The following is a 15960-nucleotide window of genomic DNA, read 5'->3' on the forward strand; positions in this document are numbered from 1 at the left end:
TAAACTTGTCATAGAAATCTCTTTCTTTATATTTTGTTCAACTCGTTCCAGTAAGGCAGGATCAATTTCGCTATAGATTTTTCGAAAATTTGTATTGGGGTTTGAGCTTCCCCATTTTGGTTTAAACATGGCTTACACCATCCATTTATATGAGATATTATCGTTTGAATTTTTTTAGTTGTACGAATACAGGAGCGCATATAGCGCCCCAACACTCATACAAAAAGGAGAAATAAAAATGTTTGTAACTTTCGGGGGCAGTGGGCTGTATCTTACAAACCGCACCTAATCATTCGTTTTTCTGGAGGCGAAATGAAATGATTACAAAACTACAAAACGTGAACGCAAATTCATTTGTTTTTGGTAAGGTCGCTGAAATTGCTAGGTACAACCCTTATTCGCTGTTTCCGCAACAAACGGTATTGTAGTGACGACCAAAAAATTTGCTACTTTTTCTTCCATACGAGCTCAGGGCGAGAATAAACAAATTCGACAAGTCGATTTAATTTTTCTTTTGAAATCTCGCACTCGAAAGTGAAGTATTTACTTAAATGAGACTGGGTACAACCACAATGCTTGGCTGCTTCCACTTGGGTTATTCTTCTTTTTTGCATAGCTTGTCTTAGTTCAAATCGTTCGATATTCATTTATTCTAGTCCCGACTCCTTTCGCAAGATTTATTTAATCATTGCGTTATCATTCATTTTTATGTTATGTTTTAAATGGGGAATTATTTATTCCCTAGTATACGGTTATAGAAATTCATATGAACATAAAAAACCCTTGTTGTATCAAGGGTTCTTCGTGCATCCATTAATCTGTTATCAAATTCAAGCGGACATTTTTCTGTTTTTTCTCGCAATCGCTTTTCTATCCGCATCCAACTGTTTCCGATGATCTTTATAACAATCCTCACATAAGTAATGTCTTCTGGCATTCAGATCACTCAACTTGTTTTCACAATGATGGTTTTTACATTCAGCAATCACATTTAAATTTGTCTTCAGATTCCACAGGAGATCATTTCCAAAGCATCCCCATAATGTATCCTTGAATTTCGTCTTCTTAATGAAGAATAGATATTCAACTAAGATATCGACCACTTCAGTTTTTGTCACATCTAGATTCAATAGTTCGTTAGTGAATACCTTATACACAAACCATTTTTTATCAGATCTCTTTTCTTCCTTTTTCTCTTGATTGCCTAATCTGTATTTATTCGTATCCATCATTTTGTACACTTTGATCACTTCAACCATCTTTAATAAATCTGAATCCCCATGATTTATCTTCAATTCACGCATTACACATTCGTTTAATCTTCTAATCCTTTCTAGCAATCTAGGGCTACGATCAGGTGCGCTTAAACTTTCATAATATTTCGCTTTGTATAATTCTTTATACTCTTTAAGGAGTTGGTCTAATTTATCAATATTTTCTTTTGTTAATGGTTTTTTCTTATGTAATTTCGGACTCAAGAACAGTCTGTAATTAAACTCTAATGGATCCAACGCCTTATCAAAACTTCTTTTCGTTTCTCTTGCAGTCGGCATAATTATATCTATCTTATCAACAGTCATAGCACCATTAGGAATTTCAACGTTTTTCGCGTCCTTGTCTTTCGCATATTTGAAGAAGTATGGCAGCTTTCGCCTTCTTGTTTTATCACCTTCTTCAACTTTCAAGAACTTTTCAATCTCATTACTAGCATGTGTAGCCCTCGTTGGCTGGTATAGCGTTTTTGCGTAGTCTATTCCAAAGTTGTTCTCCATCGTTAACCATTTGATTACATCAAGGTTTACATCTTTGCTATTCCAAACTTTTGATATGTTATTAGAAAACTCTCCGATGTTGACCTTGAAAGAACTTCTCAGATTGTCATATATTTTTCCGTTTTCTATGATATCTTTCTGAGCAGATTCCATTTCATAATAAAGAGGAAGAATTTCATCATCTTGGCCAACCTTCATATTTCTTTTAGCAATACTGACAAATTCCTTATCGCTTACAACAAGAGCTTTATCACCATCAAAATCAAACTGCAGTAACCTAAATAGAGAGTCTTTGTTTGATGTATAGATTCCTTTTGTGATGAACCATTTCTTCGTTTTTTCGTTTATCACATTGGATCTGATGCCATGCTCTCTATAAAGGTGAGGAGAACGAAGCACATCAATTTCTAAGCTGTCTTCATATAAATTACAGCTAACCTCTCCATCTTCAATTAATCCGTTTGGATTTTTCTCGCCATTGAACCAAAATTCACAAGCTGCGTACAGGTCGGGTATTAAGAAAGTATGATGTGATCCTTTTAACTTTATTTTTCCTGCTTTAGCTTCCTTGATCATCCTCGCTTTAATTTCCTTGATCGTTTCTTTCACATGATTATCTTTTAATAAGCTAGGATATACAAACAGAGCTTCCTGGAGATTGCTTCTTTTCTCATTTTCTTCAACGGCTCCCATAACATCTAACATGGCATCAGTGCTCTGATAAAGTGTTTTGATCTCATTAATCGTAAGTTTTGTTAATCTTGTCATTTCGCTGTCTGTGATGTCCGTTAATGTTTGAAGCATTTGATAGTTAAGCTTACTTGTCTTTAAGTTCTCCTCTTCCTCATTTAGTTTGGATGCTTCACAATTATATTCCTTGAAACAGCGTTTGTAGTGATCCCACTTACTTTCACTTTCGTTGCCATAATAGCTCCACATTTTAAATTGAGACTTAGTAAGGATCATGTGAATATCGTCTACCAGCACATCCCATTCACGACCATCAATGTCTTTTATAATTGATTTACCATGCTCTTTTGCAAACTGTTTGAAATCGAAAGGTACTAGCATCCCCTTCATAAATGGTGCTCTGAATTGAAATGGTTTATCTGCAACAGTTGGCAATATCATTCCGCAGCCATCAGTCTGATCGACTGGAATAGTCATCTTCTTCCGAATTATTTCATATGTATTACGATCAATATAGTCAAAGCTTCCTTCAATTTCATTCTCGAAATCTGGAACAACTATAGCTTTATCAATATCGAAGCCTTCCCATACAGAACTTGCACTATTCGATAAAGCAAGATAAGCATTCCACTTATTGATATTCATACCGCCTTTAGAGTTGATCAATTTTTCATTAAGTCCACACATTAAGTTTGTTTTGTGCTTATTGAGCGATGACTTCTTGATGAAAACACCTTTCTTATCACGAATCTGTCCAGCAGATGAAGCATAATAGTCGTACTGCTTTTTATTGAACTTAAATCCTTTTTTGATCAGACTGCCGAAAACTTCTTCATAAAAACTTTCAACAATAATAATTTCATCTGAAGGTTGTTCGTTTTCTGTTTCAATCCCTAATGTTCTAGTTAAGGTTGATTCAAAAACACCAATAACCTTGTTAATATTGATATCTCCAGTGTTCTTGTATCTGATTGAGTCGAGATTGAGTTCCCTTGTCTTTTTAAAGTCCGACATCAATTCTTTCATTTTCTTCTTATTTTGGTTTTTAATAAGATTAGCAATCCCACACAGCTTTACAATTTTTCTTCTGGTAAGCCCTTCATCCTCCAAAACCTCGATATTCTTCAGCTGCTTTTCTTCTGAACCTTCCAGCTCCTTTTTGGCAACTATCTTCAAGGAATCTACATAATCAGTAATTATTTTTTTGGCAGGATGATGTTTTTTCATTTCTCCTTCTTGCTTTTCCGTTAGTTCAATTTTATCCGTTGCATTTAGACTTGCATTGCTACTTTTGATTTCTTTCAAAATTTCTACGAAGTACGTCAAGCTAAGATTTTCATTATTGATGGCCTGTTCTTCTGGTGTAAAAAATGCTGATGTGTCTAATGAGTAAATGTATACTTGCTTTGATAAGTTTGATTTCAATGAATCTCCTCCAAATTGTTATTTCTATCACGAAGAATGATTAACTTGTTAATCATGATGAGAAGGTGTACAAAGCTTGCTTTGTGCAACTGCTCTTTTGCATGTGAGTGTTTATGTACTACATGGGGGATGCTTTAGATAGACAATTTTCCACTACGTTCCAAATTATCTATCGTGCAGCCAACCATCCCCCATACCCCCTTCAGACTGTGATTGGGATTTTGTTTTTCCTTTTAAAGAAATGGGTGAAAAGTTGATTTATTATGTACAGACCAACTCTTAAAAAACGACCACGAAAGGTAAATATCTTTTGTTTTTTGGATAAAGCCGTTTCTTTGGTCGTTTTTCTTCAGCTGAAAATATTGGCAATCTCTTTGTTAGTTTTCTCGTCTAATGTACTAAGCGATTTTAAATCATCTGATATAGAATCGGCATTATGTCTTATTAAAATATCTATCAGCGCACTAATGTCTTCTGTATAGTTCGATTGCTTCCTATATAAATTCTCAGAAGAGTTTATATGGCGTTTCTTAGCATTATGTAATAATTTTGCACATGCTTTGACATTTATTTCTTGAGTGTATTTACCTTGCTCCGCTTTTTTCAATTGCAACCCCAACATGCTAATACATTCTTCCTCCATATACTTTCTATTAAGAATAATCTCGTACACTTGGAAATAAGAATTGATGTTATTATATAAATATAGCTCTTTGTTAACTTGTGTCTCAAAGTCTCTCCACACCTTTTTCCCTCTTGTTACAATTTGAGAGAGCTTAGTGAAACCTAGTTTTTTCATTATTTTCTTTTGACAGGCTAGAATCGCTTCTCTTTCTTCAGTCGTTGCCAATCTTGATTCTTGTCCGTTTTCTTTCACTTTAAAAACGGAAGTGCAACTTATCATGCTACGATCTGTTAGACCTTTCAATGCTGTTTCGATGGCCTTTTTAAAACTACTTTGACTTGTATTGTAAAAATCCTGAACGGAGTCGCTGTCAACACCAACTAATAAAGCAATTTTCTTTTTGTCGTGCATATGTTTGAAGTAATTTTGATTAACAAACCCAAGAGAGCTAATCAATTTACTTTTTGTTATGTAGATACGACCGTTATTATGTTCTTGAGATAATATATCCAACACTAGCCATTCGATTAATTCATTGTATACAGAGTTGTTAGCAAGCTTCGCTTTCGGTACAGGGGTTACAAAACATTTTTTAATTATTATGGAATGGCCTTGTTTTTCAAATATGCAATATCTGGCTAACTCTTTTAATTGAGCTTTTCTACTGTTCGTTGAATTTTTAAATGCTAAACCCATTCTCTCGCAAAAATCTTTGTGGTTTTTAAAAATCACTCCAGGTTTTAATATTTCAATTTTTATAATTATCGCTCCCATGCTTTTCAGTAATAATATCTATGTAATATCTCGCTGTCTCTCTGCAGCTGCTATCGCTATGTTCATCTGTTGCGATCTCGTACATGTACTTTATGTATTCCTCATCTAACCCTAGCTCCGCTATAAAATCCGTAAGCATTGCTATTTGATTCTCAAAGTGTTTTAACGCTTTGTTAGTGTTGTCCAAACCAATTTCCAGCGCATATTGATTATTCTGAAAGAACTGTATCTCTGCGTCCTTCTCATCCTCAAATACTTGATCAGTGTAATAGTGGTTATTATTTTGCATGTAGGACAACAACTCTCCTTTCTTCGTCACAATCTAATTTGCATAAAAGAGTTGTTTTACCTACTTCTAATTCCCTTATGTATTTCAACTTACTTCTTTCAATTAAATCAATATGTATTGCCGCTTCAGGACAGTATTCACTTGAAACGATTAAAGAGTCGCATTCATCATTCCATTTAATTATGTTCATTCTGTGATATCCATCAGAAGTGAATGAGTTCATGCTTCTGATCATTACACCTATGTCTTTTCTTAGATTAGTCGTTGATTCTCTATAGAGAATTTTTTTACACACGCCTTTATTCATCCTGTAAGGCATTTTGATTATCGCTGACTCGAAATAGTTTAATTTCACTAAATCAGCTACAAATCCATTAGTGATCAGCAGCGCATTCAATTCAGGGTTATAATATGTGCCGTTGTTTTTTAATTCAGTTGTAAACCCAAGATCCTCTGCCATGCTTGAGATAGCCATGCTTCTGAATTTACCCAATCGCTTCCTCCTTCCTTTATTAAGATTTCTTGATAGTTAAAGATGAATTGCATCGGTTACAAGTTAAGACCAAACTTTCATCATTCACACAAAGGTCACTAACTACGAAATACTCTCCACCTATTTCATCAGTACCGTAAATCTCAGAATCGAATGACAGATGTATCTCATGGTGGCCAAAATCATTATCAGAAATTTCACTATTTAAAATTGTTCCTTATTAAACTCCGCTTCGTTTCCACATTTACAAGTTAGACTTAAAATCATTTCAATTCCTCCTTCTGTTTTATTTAAAATCTTTTGATGATGCACCTTCACCTTGCTCAGATAACATACGAAGGCTTTTATCATATTGTCTGTTTATGTATTTTGAAGCTTTCTTGATACGTTCCTCTTTGTGTGACTCAACTAATTTCTCATTGTCGTTTAGTTTCATTTAATTCTCCTTTTGTTTTATATTCAAATCGTTTTACGTGGAACGATATATCAAAAAGGCAGGGATCCAATCTCCCCACCTTTCTAATATGTAAAGCTTTTGATTAAGCGCCACGACCAAATCCTGCTGTGCTGTAGTCAGAAGCAGTATCAATTTGTGTACCTGTAGCAACACCTCCGAAGAAAATTGCAGCTACTACAATAGTAAGTGCGAATACTTTTTTCATTTTTTCACCTCCCTTCAAGTGATAAATTTTGGTAGTTAAATTGCCAACGCTTCTAGAATAAGTTTATCTGCACCTAACTTTTCAAGTTCAAGCAATGGCAAGTTAACAGAGAATTTATCACCACTTAATTTGAAGTGTCTAATAGACTTGTAGAAATAGCTCTCTGAGCCATGTAAAAGCCCTTTTAGATACATATGCATACCTAACTGGTTATCATCATGTTCCTCATCTTCTAGTCTATCTAAAATCGATTTAGCGAGCTCCATTTCTCCTTTGCGGATATAAGCGTGAGCAACTTCTTGTCTATCAGTAATTTCATTCGAATCGTGATTCAACCATTTATTTTCTTTACCCCATAAGTTTTCAAGGAAGCACAAGCTTCTTAATGCTTGAATTGATCTCTCTCTATTTTCAGTTGAGTGTTCTAAAGCTGAGAGAAAGCAACGCTTGCTTGTTGAGTAATCAGAAAGCATTAGAGAGTTACCCTGAGCTAAATATGAATAAGCTGTGATTCTTCTTACGTTCGAATTGAGGATGCCATAGCTTGTGTAGTAATGAACCCTATCAAGCTGATTTTGGTTAAAAGCACAGTTGGCTAGAAGTAACATCAATCGACTGTGAAATGATTGTTTTACATATGAGTCTTCCAGGTTATCAATGAAAACATTCTCTGATAATGATTCAAGTCTATTGAAATAGTTGTTCCATAACGCTGGATACATCGGGATGATCATACTGTAGACCTTCATTTCCTCTGTCTTTAAGTTTAAGTTCCCAAGCAATCTGATTAAATTTTCAAAATTCACTAGACCTTTTTCTGCATCTCTTTGTAACTTATACGTTTTAGCCCACTCTATGGTTTTAGCATTCCCAGTGTTACTTAAAACAAATTCGATATAAGCATCAAGCTTTTCACTTTGAGCGTTAACAGACAGGTATTCCAAAGCCTGTCTTGCACATTGTTTACCTGGATCAAGCGTGAATATGTAGTCACACATCAAATCAATCTCTCTGTCTGGATCAATTTCTTTTATCATATCAATGATCATCTGCAAGTCACTCGTTTCTTTTCCACTGATATTAAGGAATTTGTACAATCCTGATGTTTGAGAGTAACCTGCAATAGATGCCAATTTTGCTGCAAGCGAAGAATCGTCTTCACACTTGCTTTTGATGAATGCTTTTAATTTGCTCAATCCAATATCCCCCTAGTTTCTTCTATATGAATTGCAATGCTCTATCTATCTCAACATCAGCTGCAGGATCAAATAGCTTGATCATCTTGTTGATTTCACTCTTTGGGAGCAAGTCAAATTCTCCGATATGCCTGTTGTGCTGAAGCCATAATGGAAATCGATCTAATAGATCATCATTTTTCGCTATGAACTCATGCATCATTATGTTTTGTGCTAGTTGCCAAGATGAGAAGTTTTGCATGTCTCTCATTATAATCCACCTCACTTCCAATTAGATGTAAATTTTTCGTTGTGGGTTATTAAGTTGTCAAGGATCGTAGGTTATTCTTAACGATTATCATAAATCAATTATAACCCAACGATTCATATGAATCAATATAATTTACATTTTTTATTTAATATGATGCATTTGATTATATTTGATTCATGATGTATAATTCGATATCGAGGTGAGAAATTTGAAAAGTAGTAATCATTTTTCCGAATTCCGAGGTAATTTAGGTCAGTTCTTAAAAGTTAAAAGAGCATATCTCAATATAAGCTCTTCTGAATTATCTAGAACTTTAGGAAAAAACAGATCTTATGTAAGTCAGATAGAAAACGGATACAACAAAAAGCCAGATTATATAACTATGCGAAAAATGTTTCGCATTCTAGGTCTACCCGAAGAAGAAATTAAACCAGCGCTAAAACATTTCAATATCAGCCCTTCTTTAGAAGAAGAAATTGAAATGCATTGGGAAGAAGAACAAGAAAGAAAAATCGAAGAGGAAAGTCAAGAGGCTCAAAACAATCCTGACTATGTGCCTCAGAAAGTTTTAGACTATATAGAAGAACAAAAAAGCCATGAAGAAATTGTCGTTGATAAAATAGATCGTATATCCGACAACTTAAAATCGGCTTTGGATTTGGGCTACTACGGATTTAATATCGCTGAGGGTTTATACAATTGTACCGAGGCTATGAAAAGCAAAAAAGAGTTCTTTTTATTCTTTGCTCATTTCTTTGAAGACATCAGTCCATACAATTTAGATGAGAAAGCATTATTGAGAGTCCTCAACACTTTAATTGAAGAGGAAAATCGAATTAATGAAGAAATGATTGCTTTTGGCAAACCACGATTAAGAGAAAAAATTCGTTCTTTAAATACATCAGATGATCTTTGGACTTAAATTGAATTTTTTGAAAGGAGGTCAATAGATGACAGAATCATTACATATTAAATCATTTGCAAGTGAGTATATTAAAAAAAGTTATATTAGAATTCGCAATTTTATAGATGATGCACTCGATTCCTCAGATAAGGAATCTGCAGAAAACATATCAAAAATGAAAATCGAAAAGTACAACATAACAGTCTACTCAAACCAACGACCATCGGATGATGCAATACATAAAACGAATTTAGAAGTTAATAAGATTATGAACAATATCTTCATTTGATAACAGAGCCTTTAACAAGGCTTTTTTTGTTGAATTGATCTAGTTGTACTCAAACAACATTACTTACGACAGACCCTGTCACAACAGGCGGGAAAAATTTCACAAGCTTCCCAAAGAAAAAGGAAAGAAGAATGATGATACACCCTGAAGCGATAATACTTCCATAAATAGACGAAATTCCGTATTTAGAGCCAATCGCAATCATAGGAGAAACCGCAGTAAATGTACAGCCTAATACAACAGGCAGACCGATTCCAAAGAAACGGTTTTTCCATACTTGAAGGAGTGTGGCAGCCCCGCACATGAAAATATCTGCCGAGATTAAGTAAGTCAGCTGTGCAGGGGTGAGGCCGAGCGCATCTCCCACAATGAGTGGCACAAGAACGGCACCTGCATACATCGCCAGCACATGCTGAATCCCCAGCGAGAGCGTTTTGGCTCCTTTAGCGGCACTCATGATTGTACCTCTCTTACAAACGTGACTTTCCCTTCCTCAAGTGATTCAATACGTGCAAGGGACTCGACGCGGTAGCCCATTTGAATAAGCGCATTCCTTCCGGGCTGGAATGACTTTTCAATGACAATGCCAAATCCGGCTACTTTCGCCTTCGCCTGCTTTGCAATTGCGGCAAGCCCTTTAGCGGCTTCCCCGTTCGCTAAAAAGTCATCAATGATTAATACACAATCTTTTTCACTGAGATGCGTATTTGAAACAGCGATCGTGCTTTCTACTTTTTTCGTAAAAGAGTACACACTCGCTGTTAATAGGTTATCTGTTAGTGTCAGTGATTGACGTTTTCGAGCAAAGACAACTGGTACTTGAAGAGCTAGTCCAGCCATCACAGCAGGTGCAATGCCAGAAGATTCGATTGTGACAATTTTTGTAATGCCATCATGCTTGAATAATCTAGCAAACTCTTGCCCGATCTCATGCATTAACACAGGATCAATTTGATGATTTAAAAAGGCATCTACCTTTAACACTTGATTTGACAGAACGATTCCTTCGTTCTCAATTTTTTGATGTAACAATTCCATCATTCTTCCTCCCAGCATATTGGCAAACATTTTAATTTTTTGCATAAAAAAAGCATTGCTGTCCATGAGGAGCAAGCAATGCGAAAACGATCCACGGATCTTCAGCTCAAACAAGAGCTGTTTCATTTTGCTCACTCATAGTCGGACCGTATCGGTGTCCGGTAGAAACTTACGTGCCATCATCACGCGATTATATGAGTGTTATAGTGTTCAAATTATAACAAGATTTCAGACGCTTGGAAAGCACTTTTCTAGAAAAATACCGAACTTAAATAATAGATCAGATCAAAATGTTCGTTTTTAGAATATTCAAGCATCAAAAAAGCACCCTTCTGAGCAAAGGGTGCCTTTTATTTAAGATAAATACAATTTCGTATATTTATTTGTTAAATAATCGATTAAATATTGCACATTTAATTCCTCACCAGTCGCATCTTGAATGATTTCAGATGGTTTTTTGCGCTTTCCATGCTGGTGAACATGTTCTGTGAGCCATTCTTTTATAGGTGCAAAAGACCCATTTTGAATCAGCTCATCAAAATTCGGTAAATCTTTGATCATTTGTTGCTTTAGTTGCGCCGCATACATATAACCAAGGGCATATGAAGGGAAATATCCAAAGCTTCCATCAGACCAGTGAACATCCTGCAAGATGCCGAGGGCATCATTAGGAGGCGTAATGCCAAGATATGCTTTATATTTTTCATTCCACAGTGCAGGCAGATCTTCGACCGCCACTTCTTCATTAAAAATCGCTTTTTCAATTTCATAGCGGATAATAATGTGAAGCGGATATGTGAGCTCATCTGCTTCAATTCGAATGTAAGTCGGCTTCGATTCATTCACTGCATGCACAAAGTCTTGTAAAGATACATCTTTAAATTGCTCAGGAGACGCTTCTTGCAGCTTTTGATAGTACGTTTTCCAGAAATCTTCATGTCTGCCGATAAAATTCTCAAAGAAAAGAGACTGTGATTCATGGATCCCCATTGATGTGCCATCACATAATAGCGTTCCGCTCAGTGCCTCATCAATGTTTTGCTCGTAGATGGCATGGCCACACTCATGAATCGTGCCAAAAATCGCCATCCGAAAATCATGCTCATCATAACGGGTCGTCACACGAACGTCCCCTCTGCTCAATGTCACAGCAAACGGATGAACCGTTGTATCTAGACGTCCTGCATCAAAGTCATACCCCAATTCTTTTAAGAAGAAGAGACTCAGTTCCTTTTGTTTGTCGATCGGAAAGCTTTTCGATAAAAATGAAGTATCCGGCTTATGAGGAGAGGCTTCGATTTTTTTCACGAGAGGAACAATGGCATCACGAAGTGCACCAAACTTTTGATCGAGCTGTTCAACCGTCATATCTGGCTCATAGTTATTGAGTAGCACATCGTATGGCGTTTGCTTCACGCCCCAATATTGAATAAAACGCTTGTTAAAATCAATGAGCTGTTTTAAGTATGGTGCAAAGAGTGAAAAGTCTGATTTCTCCCTTGCTTCTACCCAGACATGCTCTGCTTTTGATTGCAAAATCGAGTATTCTTTAAATTCTTCTTTCGGAATTTTGCTGTTTTCATCATACTCTTTTTGTGATAATTCGAGCGCCTTTTGTGTATCTTTTGACAGCTCATCTCGGTGTTTGTTTAATGCGAGAAGAAGATCTCTCATGTCATCAGAAGTCTTCATATTAAAAATATCACTTGATAATTGACCGATGGTTTCAGCTCTAAAATCGGCGCTTTTTTTAGGCGCCTGTGTTCTAGAGTCCCAATAAAGTAAATGGAGCGCCTCCGTATAGTGGGCGATTTTTCCTAGTAATTGATAAAACGCTTTCTCTTTTACTTCAAGACTCATACGTTTGTTCCCCCAATCAATAAAATATGTATGTACGTTTCAAGGCTACTTCAAGGAATGTTCTTTTGTCAATGAAAAAGGAGGATACGCAGATGGTATCCTCCTCTTTTCCTCGTTCGTGCGTTATTTAAGATGTGATGATTGGCATTACTGGCAGAACGGATTCAATTTTACTTTGAAGCTCTGTATCTTCCCTACGATCAAAGTAAATATGAATGGTTCCGGCATCTTGGCTTGTCCGAATCAGCCTTCCAATACCTTGTCGTAAGCGAAGCAACATATATGGAAGGTCAACTTCAGCACGAGCATCCTTTGCTTCATTCCGTTTTGCCTCAAATACCGGATCATGAGGCGGGTAAGGAAGTCCCCAGATGATCACATTTGTTAATGATTGACCTGGAATATCTAACCCTTCCCAAAGATGAACAGAGCATAACACGGATGTCTCATCTGCTTGGAACTTTTGAACAATCGTGCTGATTTCCTCGTCACCCTCAAAATAAACGTGGAAAGGCAGTGATTCATCCGATGACTCAAGCTCCTTTCTAAAGAGATGAAGTTCATCAAATGAAGGGAACAAAATGAGAGATCGTCCTCCGTTTTCTTTCAGCTGAGTGATCACTTGCTGTCCTTTTGCCTCTTGCTCTTGAAGCTGATGAATCCCGTGGAAATAAATCTTCATTTGCTCATCGTAATCATACGGAGAAGCGACACTCATTGATAAGTAATCTTTGATCCCAAGACTTTCAGCTAAATAATCAAAGGATTGATTTTCAGACAATGTAGCAGAAGAGAAAATGTATGGTCTTTTTTGCGAGAATACTTTTTCACCAAGCACCTCTGCGACTGTCTTTGGCATCACAACAAATGTCGTATCTAATTCCTGCTTTTCCAGCCAGCTAATCGCATTTTTTTGATAAAGCGACAGAGAATACGCCATTTGTTCAATGTACTCTTCCACAACAGACAATTCGTATTGATCGATTGTATACATCTCTGATTCAAACACGAGTGCTTCTCCGATTTTTTCAAGCAAATCACACAATTCACTTGCAGACCGCTTCACTTCATCCACACGTCCAATTTCAAGTCGGTGCGAGCCCTTGATTTCTTTGGCATGTGTTTTTAAGAGATAAAAGAACTCATCGTTTGAGGCAAGTGCATCTTCAACGAGCTCGGCAAACTCTTCACGTATATCGTTTTGCAACAGGCGCTCTAAAAATGTTTCGAGCATTGATTGCTTCACTCGGTACGTCAGTGCTTTTTGTGCAGCAAATTCAAGAAGATGCCCTTCATCAAATACGACGGAGCTATGTTCTGGAAGCAGTGGCAGCTGGCCCTCGCGTTTGCGGGATTCCTTCGTCCACACATGCTCCATGTAAAAATCATGAGAACAGATGATAAGATCAGTTGCTTTTCGGTAATGATCTCTTGATAAATTCAGACCGCAGCGGTGACGCATATCACACGTCAAGCAGTCTTGAAACGAGTCATAGCCAATGCGTGACCATTCATCATTTGATAGTTCTGGATACTCTTTTCGATCACCATACGGATAAAAGTTTTGCATGCCATGTGATTCATGAACAAATGAAGGAAGCGATTCATAAATATCGAGCCACTTCTCATCATCTTCACGCTGCATGGTTTTCTCTAATTTCTTTAAGCATAAATATTGGTCATGCGATTTACTTAATCTCGCATCTATTTGAATATCAAGGTGATTGGCAATTTTATAGATATCACCCTCTTGTTTCACCAGCTGTTCAATTAACGTTTCGTCTGCACATGCAATAATCGCAGGTTTCCCTGTATACCTTGCATATGTGACGGCAAATAATAGATAGACGATGGTTTTGCCTGTGCCTACCCCAGCTTCGGCAAACATCACACTTTTTTCTTTAAAGGCTCTTTCTAGTTGAAAAGCCATAAATATTTGTTCATCTCGAAGATCAAAGCCCTTTTCTGGCAAAATGTCATAGAACACATCACCAATCCAGTTGCCCAGTTCTTCGTAAAAATTATGTTCTTTTGATAATGAAAAAGGCAAACGAGATGCTGTCACCTGCTTCAACCCCCAACTTTTGAATCATTCAGACATTCAATAGTAACATTTATGCTGGGGAATGACAATCTTTTTTACGACCGCAAACGATGTTGATAGGTTTCTTTCATTAAAAATGCATGTTCTGAACGCTCTATGTAAGCCTGAGCAAGCGCTAAATCTTCGATGGCTGCTGTCAGCTGAGCAGATTGTCCACCTTCTCGCCCTTCAATTTTTTGCGCAGTCGAAGCGAGTGCTTTTTGGATTAACTGAAATTGATCATATTGTATCATGGAGACACCTCTTTTTTTAAAATCAAGTTCAGTTTATTCCGTCCCGTGAAGGTTTATACCTTTCTGCGATAAAAAAAGCCACACCTTCTGTAGGTGTGACCATTTTTTTATGATTCAGTTGTCTGTTTTCTAGGCGGGCGTTTTCCCCAATATTGGTAATAGTCTGTTTTAATAAAACCATTAAACAGTTTTCTCTTTTTCGTGGCTTTTCTACCGAAGCACTCTTCGAACTTTTCGTGTGACGTTAAGATGTAAATGGACCAAGTGTCTAGGCTTTTAAATGCTTCGCCCATTCCTTGATACATTTTTTCAACAGCTGGTTTATCACTGAGTCGTTCTCCGTAAGGCGGATTTCCGACAATCACACCATAGTCTTCTTTCGTTTGAAAGTCTTTCACTTGCATTTGTTTAAATTGAATCAATTCACTTAGACCAGCTTCTTCCGCATTCATTTGTGCAATGTCTACCATCCGGTGGTCGATATCACTTGCAATAATGTGAAGCGGCTGATCATAGTTTGCTTTTTCTTCCACTTCGTGACGCGCTTTGTTCCAAACGTCTTCACCAATCCATTCCCATGACTCGGACGCAAATTCCCGGTTAAATCCTGGGGCAATGTTTTGTCCTATCATGGCCGCTTCAATAGCGATTGTTCCTGATCCGCAGAAAGGATCAACAAACGGACGGTCAGGTGTCCAGTTCGTTAATAGCACGAGTGCAGCCGCAAGGGTTTCTTTAATAGGTGCTCCGCCTTGATCCATGCGGTACCCCCGTTTATGAAGACCCACACCAGATGTATCAAGAGTGAGCACAGCTTTATCTTTTAAAAGGGCAACCTCAATTTTATACTCAGGTCCTGTTTCTTCAAGCCATTCAGACTGTATGTTGTAAGAGGATATGAGCTTTTGCGCGATCGCCTTTTTGACGATACGCTGACAATCCGGCACACTGGCAAGCTGTGATTTCACAGATTTACCGATGACAGGGAAAGTGCTGTTTTTCGGTAAAAAAGCGGCCCAGTCAATCGCCTTTGTCCGTTCAAACAGCTCATCGAATGTTTTTGCCGAAAATTCAGCGACTTGTACCTTGATCCGGTCTGCTGTACGCAGCCAAAGGTTCGCACGGCAAATCGCAAGAGCATCCCCTTCGAAAATCACTTTTCCGTTGTCTACTGTGCAGTCATAGCCAAGATCTCTTACTTCTTTTGCAACAATCGCTTCAATCCCCATTGGAGCTGTTGCGATAAGTGTATAGGTTTTCATTGATTTATCACCTGTTTTCTCGTCCTTTATGTATTCAAGATAAAAGCTCTCCATATGTTGAAATAGGAGAGCTTTGTTTTCATCATGTTTATCA

Annotated in this window: 16 protein-coding genes, 1 pseudogene and 1 riboswitch; of the genes and pseudogenes, 2 read left to right on the forward strand and 15 right to left on the reverse strand. The window is 37.1% G+C overall.

Features of this window, described 5'->3' with window-relative positions:
• Nucleotides 1–446: 446 nt before the first annotated feature.
• The 9 genes from C6W21_RS05635 to C6W21_RS05670 form a co-directional block, all read right to left on the reverse strand.
• A complete protein-coding gene (locus C6W21_RS05635) occupies nucleotides 447–647 on the reverse strand; it encodes a helix-turn-helix domain-containing protein (RefSeq protein ID WP_008343997.1) in 201 nt (66 codons plus the stop codon).
• A gap of 183 nt (nucleotides 648–830) precedes the next feature.
• On the reverse strand, nucleotides 831–3887 hold the full coding sequence (locus C6W21_RS05640; RefSeq protein WP_106056044.1) for an RNA dependent RNA polymerase: 3057 nt from the start codon (nucleotides 3885–3887) through the stop codon (nucleotides 831–833).
• 349 nt (nucleotides 3888–4236) lie between these two features.
• A complete protein-coding gene (locus C6W21_RS05645) occupies nucleotides 4237–5286 on the reverse strand; it encodes a hypothetical protein (RefSeq protein WP_106056046.1) in 1050 nt (349 codons plus the stop codon).
• Nucleotides 5261–5575 (reverse strand): hypothetical protein, encoded by a 315-nt coding sequence (locus C6W21_RS05650; protein ID WP_106056048.1) that lies wholly within the window; start codon nucleotides 5573–5575, stop codon nucleotides 5261–5263. The genes C6W21_RS05645 and C6W21_RS05650 overlap by 26 nt, the downstream gene beginning before the upstream one ends.
• On the reverse strand, nucleotides 5565–6068 hold the full coding sequence (locus C6W21_RS05655; protein WP_106056050.1) for a hypothetical protein: 504 nt from the start codon (nucleotides 6066–6068) through the stop codon (nucleotides 5565–5567). Before C6W21_RS05655 ends, C6W21_RS05650 begins: the two co-directional genes overlap by 11 nt.
• A gap of 286 nt (nucleotides 6069–6354) precedes the next feature.
• Nucleotides 6355–6504, reverse strand: coding sequence for a hypothetical protein (locus C6W21_RS18990; protein ID WP_189318147.1), 150 nt, complete (start codon nucleotides 6502–6504; stop codon nucleotides 6355–6357).
• A 103-nt stretch (nucleotides 6505–6607) separates the two neighbouring features.
• Entirely contained in the window at nucleotides 6608–6730 is a 123-nt protein-coding gene (locus C6W21_RS19360) for a hypothetical protein (RefSeq protein WP_262982457.1), read from the reverse strand.
• Nucleotides 6731–6765: 35 nt separating this feature from the next.
• Nucleotides 6766–7926: an AimR family lysis-lysogeny pheromone receptor gene (locus tag C6W21_RS05665; RefSeq protein ID WP_106056052.1), complete on the reverse strand. Its 1161-nt coding sequence runs from the start codon at nucleotides 7924–7926 to the stop codon at nucleotides 6766–6768.
• Between the two features lie 22 nt (nucleotides 7927–7948).
• Entirely contained in the window at nucleotides 7949–8176 is a 228-nt protein-coding gene (locus tag C6W21_RS05670) for a hypothetical protein (protein ID WP_106056054.1), read from the reverse strand.
• A 208-nt stretch (nucleotides 8177–8384) separates the two neighbouring features.
• Between C6W21_RS05670 and C6W21_RS05675 the strand changes: the two genes are divergently transcribed.
• A complete protein-coding gene (locus C6W21_RS05675; RefSeq protein WP_106056056.1) occupies nucleotides 8385–9098 on the forward strand; it encodes a helix-turn-helix domain-containing protein in 714 nt (237 codons plus the stop codon).
• A 28-nt stretch (nucleotides 9099–9126) separates the two neighbouring features.
• On the forward strand, nucleotides 9127–9369 hold the full coding sequence (locus C6W21_RS05680) for a hypothetical protein (protein ID WP_106056058.1): 243 nt from the start codon (nucleotides 9127–9129) through the stop codon (nucleotides 9367–9369).
• 61 nt (nucleotides 9370–9430) lie between these two features.
• On the opposite strand, the pseudogene C6W21_RS05685 reads toward C6W21_RS05680, so the two are convergent.
• The 6 genes and pseudogenes from C6W21_RS05685 to C6W21_RS05710 form a co-directional block, all read right to left on the reverse strand.
• Nucleotides 9431–9826: pseudogene (locus tag C6W21_RS05685) on the reverse strand (solute carrier family 23 protein); the annotation flags it as partial.
• Entirely contained in the window at nucleotides 9823–10407 is a 585-nt protein-coding gene (xpt, locus tag C6W21_RS05690) for a xanthine phosphoribosyltransferase (RefSeq protein ID WP_106050211.1), read from the reverse strand. The gene xpt and the pseudogene C6W21_RS05685, both read right to left, overlap by 4 nt.
• A 118-nt stretch (nucleotides 10408–10525) precedes the next feature.
• A riboswitch (purine riboswitch) is annotated at nucleotides 10526–10625 on the reverse strand.
• A 136-nt stretch (nucleotides 10626–10761) separates the two neighbouring features.
• Nucleotides 10762–12267: a carboxypeptidase M32 gene (locus tag C6W21_RS05695; protein WP_106049627.1), complete on the reverse strand. Its 1506-nt coding sequence runs from the start codon at nucleotides 12265–12267 to the stop codon at nucleotides 10762–10764.
• Between the two features lie 127 nt (nucleotides 12268–12394).
• Nucleotides 12395–14332, reverse strand: a complete 1938-nt coding sequence (locus C6W21_RS05700; RefSeq protein WP_106049628.1) for an ATP-dependent DNA helicase — start codon at nucleotides 14330–14332, stop codon at nucleotides 12395–12397.
• A 74-nt stretch (nucleotides 14333–14406) separates the two neighbouring features.
• The gene (locus C6W21_RS05705) at nucleotides 14407–14604 is read right to left on the reverse strand and encodes a hypothetical protein (protein WP_106049629.1); all 198 of its coding nucleotides are present in this window, start codon (nucleotides 14602–14604) and stop codon (nucleotides 14407–14409) included.
• A 107-nt stretch (nucleotides 14605–14711) separates the two neighbouring features.
• The gene (locus tag C6W21_RS05710; protein WP_106050212.1) at nucleotides 14712–15866 is read right to left on the reverse strand and encodes a THUMP domain-containing class I SAM-dependent RNA methyltransferase; all 1155 of its coding nucleotides are present in this window, start codon (nucleotides 15864–15866) and stop codon (nucleotides 14712–14714) included.
• Nucleotides 15867–15960: the final 94 nt, after the last annotated feature.

Origin of the sequence: Bacillus sp. NMCN1 (assembly GCF_002998085.1) — a bacterium.
Classification (GTDB): Bacteria; Bacillota; Bacilli; order Bacillales; family Bacillaceae; genus Bacillus.

Coding starts and splice junctions, on each gene's coding strand:
- C6W21_RS05635 (WP_008343997.1), bottom strand. CDS start 647: ATGAATATCGAACGATTTGAACTAAGACAAGCTATGCAAAAAAGAAGA.
- C6W21_RS05645 (WP_106056046.1), bottom strand. CDS start 5,286: ATGGGAGCGATAATTATAAAAATTGAAATATTAAAACCTGGAGTGATT.
- C6W21_RS05650 (WP_106056048.1), bottom strand. CDS start 5,575: ATGCAAAATAATAACCACTATTACACTGATCAAGTATTTGAGGATGAG.
- C6W21_RS18990 (WP_189318147.1), bottom strand. CDS start 6,504: ATGAAACTAAACGACAATGAGAAATTAGTTGAGTCACACAAAGAGGAA.
- C6W21_RS19360 (WP_262982457.1), bottom strand. CDS start 6,730: ATGAAAAAAGTATTCGCACTTACTATTGTAGTAGCTGCAATTTTCTTC.
- C6W21_RS05670 (WP_106056054.1), bottom strand. CDS start 8,176: ATGAGAGACATGCAAAACTTCTCATCTTGGCAACTAGCACAAAACATA.
- C6W21_RS05680 (WP_106056058.1), top strand. CDS start 9,127: ATGACAGAATCATTACATATTAAATCATTTGCAAGTGAGTATATTAAA.
- xpt (WP_106050211.1), bottom strand. CDS start 10,407: ATGGAATTGTTACATCAAAAAATTGAGAACGAAGGAATCGTTCTGTCA.
- C6W21_RS05695 (WP_106049627.1), bottom strand. CDS start 12,267: ATGAGTCTTGAAGTAAAAGAGAAAGCGTTTTATCAATTACTAGGAAAA.
- C6W21_RS05705 (WP_106049629.1), bottom strand. CDS start 14,604: ATGATACAATATGATCAATTTCAGTTAATCCAAAAAGCACTCGCTTCG.
- C6W21_RS05710 (WP_106050212.1), bottom strand. CDS start 15,866: ATGAAAACCTATACACTTATCGCAACAGCTCCAATGGGGATTGAAGCG.